This window comes from Streptomyces gardneri, assembly GCF_006539185.1.
GTDB lineage: Bacteria > Actinomycetota > Actinomycetes > Streptomycetales > Streptomycetaceae > Streptomyces > Streptomyces gardneri.
Window position 1 is genome coordinate 325555 of the sequence record NZ_BJMN01000010.1, and the last position, 7372, is coordinate 332926.

A 7372-nucleotide genomic window follows, 5' to 3' on the forward strand; every position below is an offset into this window, starting at 1 on the left:
GCGTGGGGGGTTTCAGAGCGCCCGGCGCGCGGCGGCGATCGCCTCGGGGTCCCAGCCGGGGCGCGGCACGGACTCCAACAGGAGCCGGGTGTACGGGTGTCGGGGTGCGGCGAGCACCTCGGCGGTGGGGCCCGCCTCGACGACACGGCCCCGGCGCATCACGATGACGTCGTCGGTTACGCAGCGGACGACGCCGAGGTCGTGGGTGATGAACAGGTAGCCGATCCGGGTCTCCTCGCGGATGTCGGCGAGGAGGTTGAGGATCTGCGCCTGTACGGAGACGTCGAGGGCGGCGACGGCCTCGTCCAGGACGAGGACGGCCGGTTCCACGGCGAGGGCGCGGGCGATGGCGACGCGCTGGCGCTGGCCGCCGGAGAGCTGCCGGGGCCGCGCGTCGGCGGCGCGGGTGCCCAGGCCGACCTGGTCGAGGAGCTCGCGGACGCGCCGGTCGTGGTCGGCGTCGGGGAAGTGCAGGCTCAGCGTCTCGCGGAGGACCTGTTCGACGCTGGCCCTCGGGTCGAGGGAGAGCAGCGGGTCCTGGAAGACCATCTGGACCTCGCGGGCCCGGGCCAGGCGCGCGGCCCGGCCGCGCCGCCGTGCGCCGCGGGCCTGGCCGCGTACGAGGACGTCTCCGGCGTCGGCCTGTTCGAGACCGACGATGATCCGGGCGGTGGTGGTCTTGCCGGAGCCGGATTCGCCGACGATGCCGAGTGATCCGCCCTCGGGGAGGGTGAAGGACACGTCGTCGACCGCGCGGACGCTCCCGTAGGCGCGGTGGAGGCCGACGGCCTCCAGGACGTTATCGGGCATCGACGGGGCTCCCTTCGAGGCGGTCGCTGTGGTGGCAGGCGGCCTGGTGGTGCGGGCTGCCGGGGGCGGGACGCGGCTCGGGGGCCTGCCGGCCGCAGATCTCGGTGGCCAGGTGACAGCGGGCGGCGAAGGGGCAGCCGACGAGTTCCTGCCGGAGGTCGGGGGGCTGGCCGTCGATGGCGGCGAGCCTTCCCTGCGGGGCTTCCAGGCGGGGGGTGGAGGCGAGCAGCGCCGCGGTGTAGGGGTGCCGGGGGCGGGCGAAGAGGGCTTCGGCGGGGCCGCTCTCCGCGATCCGTCCGGCGTACATGACGTAGACGCGGTCGCTGATGGCGGCGGCCAGGTCGAGGTCGTGGGTGACGAACAGCAGGCCGGTGCCGAAGCGTGCGCGGAGTTCGGCCAGGAGGGCGATGACCTCGGCCTGGGTGGTGACGTCGAGCGCGGTGGTGGGTTCGTCGGCGAGGACGAGGGCGGGGTCGCCCATCAGGGCGGCGGCGATCATGACGCGTTGCAGCATGCCGCCGGAGACCTGACCGGGGTACTTGCGCAGGGCGGATTCGTCGAGACCGACCGCCCTGAGGAGCTCGACGGCGCGGGCGGTGGCGTCCGCCCGGCTCATGCTCCCGGTCAGGGTCACGCTCTCGACGAGGAAGTCGCCGATGCGGCGCAGGGGGTTGAGGGCCGCGCGGGGGTCCTGGAAGATCATGGACACCGTGCCGGTGCTCAGGGCGCGCAGCTGGTCGGCGTTCATCGTGAGCACGTCCTCGCCGCGGACGCGGACGGCGCCCTCGACGACGGCGCCGGGCGGCAGCAGGTTCAGGGCGCTGCGCGAGGTGAGGGTCTTCCCGGAGCCGGACTCGCCGACGAGGGCGACGGTCTCGCCGGCGCCGACGTGGAGGTCGACGCCGTCGAGGACGGGGCGGGCGGTGCCGGGCAGGCTGATGCGCAGACCCTGGACGTCGAGGGTGTGCAGGTGGTGCGTAGGTGTCATGGGGTCCTCCTGGCGACGCGGTCGGCCCAGCGCTCTCCGACCACGTTGAAGGCGACGACGGTGAGCACGATGAAGACGCAGGGCAGGATCGCCGACAGCGGGTAGCCGTGCTGGATGGCGGCCTGGCCGTCGAAGACCATGCGGCCCCAGTCGGGGGTGAGGGCGGGGACGCCGAGGCCGAGGAAGGACAGACCGGCGAGGTCCATCAGTGCGTAGCCGAAGTTGATGGTCGACTGGGCGAGGACGACCGGGGCGATGTTGGGCAGGACGTGGCGCAGGCAGATCTGGAGGGCCGAGTGTCCCTGGACCTGGTAGGCGCTGACGTAGGGGCGTTCGCGTTCGGCCAGGACGAGCGAGCGGGTGAGCCGGCTGACGTACGGCAGGTAGGCGATGGAGAGGGCGACGACGGGGGCGAGCAGTCCTTCGCCGTGGATCGAGATGATCAGGATGGCGAGGAGCATGCCGGGGAACGCGAAGACCAGCTCGGTGCTGCGCGACAGGACGGAGTCGAGCCAGCCGCCGCGCCAGCCCGCGGCCATGCCGACCGCGACGCCGGCGACGGTGGAGAAGACCACGACCCCGAGGGGACCGAGGAGCGAGGTGCGGGCGCCGAGGAGCAGCCGCGAGAAAGTGTCGCGGCCGGCGGCGTCGACGCCGAGGAGGTGCTCCGGGGAGGGAGCCGCCAGGGCGTTGGCGAGGTCGACCGCGTTGGGGTCGTACGGCACCAGCCACGGTGCGAGGAGCGCGGCGGCGGTGACGAGGGCGACGAGGCCCAGGCAGATCAGATGGAGCGGGGACCGGCCGGTGCGGAGCTTGGAGAGGCCCGGTCGGCGTGTCAGGACGGCGGTCATGCGGAGGAACTCCTCGTTCCGAGGGTGATCCGCGGGTCGACCAGGGGCAGTACGAGGTCGACGATCAGATTCACCGCCATGAACAGGGCCACGATGATGAGGGAGATGGCCTGGACGGTCGGGAAGTCCTTGGTCGTGGTGGACAGTTCCAGGAGCTGGCCGACGCCGCCGATGCTGAAGGCGGTCTCGACGAGGATGGTGCAGACGAGCAGGGTGGAGACGATCAGTCCGCCGGTGGTGAGGACGGTGCCCAGCGAGTTGCGGAACACATGGCGGCGGATGACCTGGCGCTCGGGGACGCCCCGGCTGCGGGCGACCGTGACGTGCTCGCTGTCGAGGGCGTCGGTCATGGCGGACCGGGTGACCCGGGCGAGCATGCCGATCAGATAGAGCGCGAGGGCGATCGCGGGCAGGGTGAGGTGCCAGACGCGGTCGAGGAAACCCTCGCCGGAGCCGCTGCTGGGGAACCAGCCGAGGTTGACGGCGAAGAGGCCCTGGAGCAGGACGGCCGCGACGAAGGACGGGGTGCCGACGGCGAGGGTGGTGCCGACCAGGACGGCCGAGTCGGTGCGGCCGCCGCGGACGGCGGCGATCCAGCCCAGCACCAGGCCGAGCACCGCGACCACGACCAGCGCCATCAGGACGAGCAGCAGCGTGGTGGGGAGGCGGTCGGCCAGGAGCCGGGAGACGTCGGTGCGGTAGGTGATGGAGCGCCCGAAGTCGCCCTGGACGATGTCGCCGAGCCAGCTGAGGTAGCGGACGAAGAAGGGGTCGTCCAGGTGGTACTGGGCGTTGATGGCGGCGAGGGCCTCCGGGGAGGCCGAGCGTCCCGAGAGCAGGAAGCTGGCCGGGCTCCCCGGCGCCAGGTACATGGCGCCGAAGACCACGAACGACGCGGCGAGCAGGGTGGCGGCCATCTCCGCCACCCGTCGTGCGGCGAATCTGAGGAAACTCACTCCGTGGCCCCCACGTCGGCGGCCCACGGGTAGTACATGTAGGCGATGGTGGTGGGGGCGCCGGTGATCCGCTTGTTGAGGAAGACGGCGGTGGGCCACTCGGCGACCGGGATCCACAGCAGCTGCTCGGCCGCGTGCTTCTGGAGCTTGGTCTCGATCTCCATCCGCTGCTGCGGCTGGTAGACGCCGGTGGCCTGGTCGACCAGGGCGTCGTAGCTCTTGTCGCTGTAGCCGGCGAAGTTCAGGTAGGCGCCGGTCTTGAAGTTCTGCAGCAGGTCCAGCGGGTCGGTGATCGAGCCGTACTGGGTGAGCGGGAACATGTCGATGCCCTCGCGCGCCTCGGGGTCGGTGAAGAGCGCCGTGAAGGCGTTGGGCGCGATGGTCTTGAGGTTGATCTTCAGCCCGATCCGGGTCCCGGCGGCCTGTACGGCGGTCGCGAGGAGGGAGACGTCCTGGCCGATGGAGCTGGTGGCGACCGTGAGCGTCTTGCCGGTGGCGCCGGCCTCCTTGATCAGCGCCTTGGCCTTCTCGATGTCCTGGGCGGCGGGCGGCAGCGCGTCGAAGGCGGCCTTCCGGGTCTGCTCGGAGGCTCCGGCCCAGGCGGCCTTGGTGGTGAGCGAGGAGGTGACGGTGCCGGCGCCGCCGAGTCCGGCCTTGACGAATCCGGACCGGTCGAGGGCGAGGGAGAGCGCCTTGCGGACCCGGAGGTCGCCGAGCGGGCCCTTCATGTCGGTGATGTTGACGTTGACCGTGCTGAGGCCCTCGCCGAAGTAGAGGGTGCCGAGGCCGCTGTCGCGCAGGCGGCCGTAGCTCTCGGTGGGGATCAGGTAGCCGCCGTCGACGTCCCCGCTGAGCATGGCGTTGGTACGGGCCGAGGGGTCGGTGAGGACCCGGAAGACGGCCTTCTTCGCCTTGGCCTTGGTGCCCCAGTAGCCGTCGAAGCGCTCCAGCTCGATCGACTGGCCCTTGCTCCACGTGCCGAGCTTGAAGGGGCCCGTACAGGCGAGGTCACCGGTGGTGCCGTAGTCCTTGCCCGCCGCCTCGACGCCGGACTTGGAGGCGACGACGCCCGCGGCGGTCGCCATGTACTGGGGGAACTGGGAGTCGGCCTTCTTAAGCTTGACGGTGACCTGGAGCGGGCCCGTCTTGCGCAGGGAGGCGACGTTCTGGAAGGTCTGCGCCCAGGCGGCGGCGTTGTTCGGGTCCCGCTGCCGGCCGAGGCTGTAGACGACGTCGTCGGCGGTCATCACCTTGCCGTCGTGGAACCGCACGCCGGCGCGCAGGTCGTAGACCCAGGTGGTGGGGTCCGGGTTCGACGCCTGCCGGGCGAGGCCGGGCTGGAGGGTGAGGCCCGGGGTCCAGCGCATCAGGCTCTCGCACACGTTGGCCAGGACCGTGTTCTGCGGGTAGTCGAAGGCGAGCGTGTAGTCGAGGGTCGGCGGCTCGGCGTAGACGGCCCAGGTGAAGGAGTCGATCTCACCGCGGGCCGGGGGCGTCGAGGCGGAGAGCTCGAGCTCGGCGCCGCTGACGCCGGCGTCCTTCGGCGGACCGGAGCAGGCCGCGAGGGCCGCGAGGGCGGTGAGGGCGGCCGTCGTCACGGCGAACCGTCCGCGCCTGCCGCGGGGGCGTCTGCCGACGGGGGTCGGGGATGGGGTCATCGTCGCGCTCTCTTTCCGTGATGTCCGTGCGGGGGCGGGGTGGGAGGGCCGCCCGGTGCGGCCCTCCCGGAGCGTTCCGTTCGCGGTCAGGCGGTGGCGGGGACCTGCTGGGTGATGCAGTGGACGCCGCCGCCGCCGTAGGCGATGCCGGGCGCCCGCACCCCGACGACCTTGCGGCCGGGGTACGCCGCGGCGATGACGGCGAGGGCCTCGTCGTCCTGGGGCACACCGGCGACCGGGACGACGATGCCGCCGTTGGCCACGTAGTAGTTCAGGTACGACACCTCGACGCGGGTGCCGGCGATGTCGGCGTAGGCGACCTGCGGGACGTCGACGATCTCGAACGGCCGGCCCTGGGCGTCCGTGGTGGCTTCCAGGACGGCGCGGTTGGCGCGCATCCGGGCGTAGTCGGGGTGCGCGGGGTCGTCGGGGAGGAAGACGACGACCTTGCCGGGGGCGGCGAAGGCGCAGACGCCGTCGACGTGACCGTCGGTCTCGGTGTCCAGGAGGCCGCCGTAGGGAAGCCAGACGACCTTGTCGACGCCGAGCTGGGACTTCAGCTCCGACTCGATCTCGTCCCGGCTCATCCCGGGGTTCCGGTTGGGGTGGAGCAGGCACTGCTCGGTGGTGATCAGCGTGCCTTCGCCGTCGACCGTGATCGCGCCGCCCTCCAGGATCATGTCGGAGGCGATGCGCTCGACGCCGAGGTGCTCCAGGATCAGGGCGCTGATCCGGTCGTCGGAGTCGTACGGGCTGTGCTTGCGGCCCCAGGCGTTGAAGCGGAAGTCCACGCCGGCGCGGTTGCCGTCGCCGTCGAGGACGAAGATCGGGGCCGAGTCGCGGAACCAGGAGTCGTCCTGGGCCAGCTCCACCACGGTGATCCCGTCACCGCACCGCGTGCGGGCCTCCTCGCCGTGGCCGGGCGGGGCGACCATGGTCACGGGCTCGAACGCGGCGATCGCGCGGGCGACGTTCGCGTACTCCTCCTTGACGTCGTCCAGCACACTGCTCCACAGGTCCTCCCGGACCGGCCAGGCCATCAGGCACCCCTCGTGCGCGGACCACTCGGCAGGCATACGGAATGCAGTCATCACGGGTCTCTCTATCGTTTCGCCAGAAGTACCCGTCGGCGGTGGCCGGCTCTGCCTGGCGGAAGCGCGGGACGGGTACGCGGTGTGAACAGCATCCTCCTCCCGACTGAAAATTCAGTCAAGAGAAGGGATGCGGATTTGGGGGTTCGGCCAAGAGGCCGGTGCCGGAGAGGTCCGGCCGGTGTCGGCGGAAGTACGGGCCGACGTAGAAGAGGTACGGGCCGACGTCAGAGGAAGTACAGGCGGCTCAGCGACACCTGCTGCGCGGGCTCGGAGTGCATGGGAGCGCCGTCGAGCGTCACGAGGCCGCTGCGGGGATCGACGTCCACCTGCCCGAGCCGGGCGTTGCGCGCCAGGTCGGCCGGGCCGATGCCACGGGTTCCCCGTACGGCCACACGCCTGCGCCGGGTGGCCAGGGTGTCGTACGGCGAGCCCAGAGAGCCCGCCTCGGCGGCGGCGCGGCTGACGAAGGCGACGGAGAGGTCCGCCGGCGCGGCGCCGTGGGCACCGAAGAGGGGGCCGAGGACCAGGGGCTCGCAGGTGTCGGTGGCGGCGTTCGGATCACCCGTGACGCCGTAGGCGGGAAAGCCCGCCTTGAGGACCATCTGCGGTTTCGCCCCGAAGAACGGCGGGCGCCAGAGCACGATGTCGGCGAGCTTGCCGACCTCGATCGAGCCGACCTCGTGCGCGAGGCCGTGGGCGATGGCGGGATTGATCGTGAGCTTGGCGATGTAGCGCAGGACGCGGGCGTTGTCGTCGTGCGCGCCGTCGCCCTCCAGGGGGCCCAGCTCGGCCTTCATCTTCCCGGCCATGGCGAAGGTGCGCCGGACGGTCTCCCCCGCCCTGCCCATGCCCTGGGCGTCGGAGGAGGTGATCCCGATCGCGCCGAGGTCGTGCAGGACGTCCTCCGCACCCATCGTCCCGGCCCGGATCCGGTCGCGCGCCATCGCCGCGTCGCCAGGGAGGTCCGTCTTGAGCGCGTGGACGGAGACGATCATCCCGTAGTGCTCCGCGATGG

The 7372-nt window shown here is 71.9% G+C and carries 7 protein-coding genes; all 7 read right to left on the reverse strand.

Going from position 1 to position 7372, the window contains the following annotated elements; genetic code table 11:
- Nucleotides 1-12 precede the first annotated feature (12 nt).
- Entirely contained in the window at nt 13-810 is a 798-nt protein-coding gene (locus SGA01_RS08115; RefSeq protein ID WP_141294723.1) for an ABC transporter ATP-binding protein, read from the reverse strand.
- A complete protein-coding gene (locus SGA01_RS08120; RefSeq protein WP_141294725.1) occupies nt 800-1798 on the reverse strand; it encodes an ABC transporter ATP-binding protein in 999 nt (332 codons plus the stop codon). The genes SGA01_RS08115 and SGA01_RS08120 overlap by 11 nt, the downstream gene beginning before the upstream one ends.
- A complete protein-coding gene (locus SGA01_RS08125) occupies nt 1795-2649 on the reverse strand; it encodes an ABC transporter permease (RefSeq protein WP_141294727.1) in 855 nt (284 codons plus the stop codon). The genes SGA01_RS08120 and SGA01_RS08125 overlap by 4 nt, the downstream gene beginning before the upstream one ends.
- Complete coding sequence (locus tag SGA01_RS08130; RefSeq protein ID WP_079037247.1) at nt 2646-3605, reverse strand: ABC transporter permease; 960 nt, start codon at nt 3603-3605, stop codon at nt 2646-2648. Before SGA01_RS08130 ends, SGA01_RS08125 begins: the two co-directional genes overlap by 4 nt.
- Complete coding sequence (locus tag SGA01_RS08135; protein WP_141294729.1) at nt 3602-5263, reverse strand: ABC transporter substrate-binding protein; 1662 nt, start codon at nt 5261-5263, stop codon at nt 3602-3604. The genes SGA01_RS08130 and SGA01_RS08135 overlap by 4 nt, the downstream gene beginning before the upstream one ends.
- Before the next feature lie 86 nt (nt 5264-5349).
- The gene (locus SGA01_RS08140) at nt 5350-6354 is read right to left on the reverse strand and encodes an agmatine deiminase family protein (protein ID WP_141294731.1); all 1005 of its coding nucleotides are present in this window, start codon (nt 6352-6354) and stop codon (nt 5350-5352) included.
- Between the two features lie 227 nt (nt 6355-6581).
- Nucleotides 6582-7372, reverse strand: a 791-nt coding sequence (locus tag SGA01_RS08145; protein ID WP_141294733.1) for an amidohydrolase family protein, incomplete at its 5' end; no start/stop codon positions are given.

Coding starts and splice junctions, on each gene's coding strand:
- SGA01_RS08125 (WP_141294727.1), bottom strand. CDS start 2,649: ATGACCGCCGTCCTGACACGCCGACCGGGCCTCTCCAAGCTCCGCACC.
- SGA01_RS08115 (WP_141294723.1), bottom strand. CDS start 810: ATGCCCGATAACGTCCTGGAGGCCGTCGGCCTCCACCGCGCCTACGGG.
- SGA01_RS08135 (WP_141294729.1), bottom strand. CDS start 5,263: ATGACCCCATCCCCGACCCCCGTCGGCAGACGCCCCCGCGGCAGGCGC.
- SGA01_RS08120 (WP_141294725.1), bottom strand. CDS start 1,798: ATGACACCTACGCACCACCTGCACACCCTCGACGTCCAGGGTCTGCGC.
- SGA01_RS08140 (WP_141294731.1), bottom strand. CDS start 6,354: ATGACTGCATTCCGTATGCCTGCCGAGTGGTCCGCGCACGAGGGGTGC.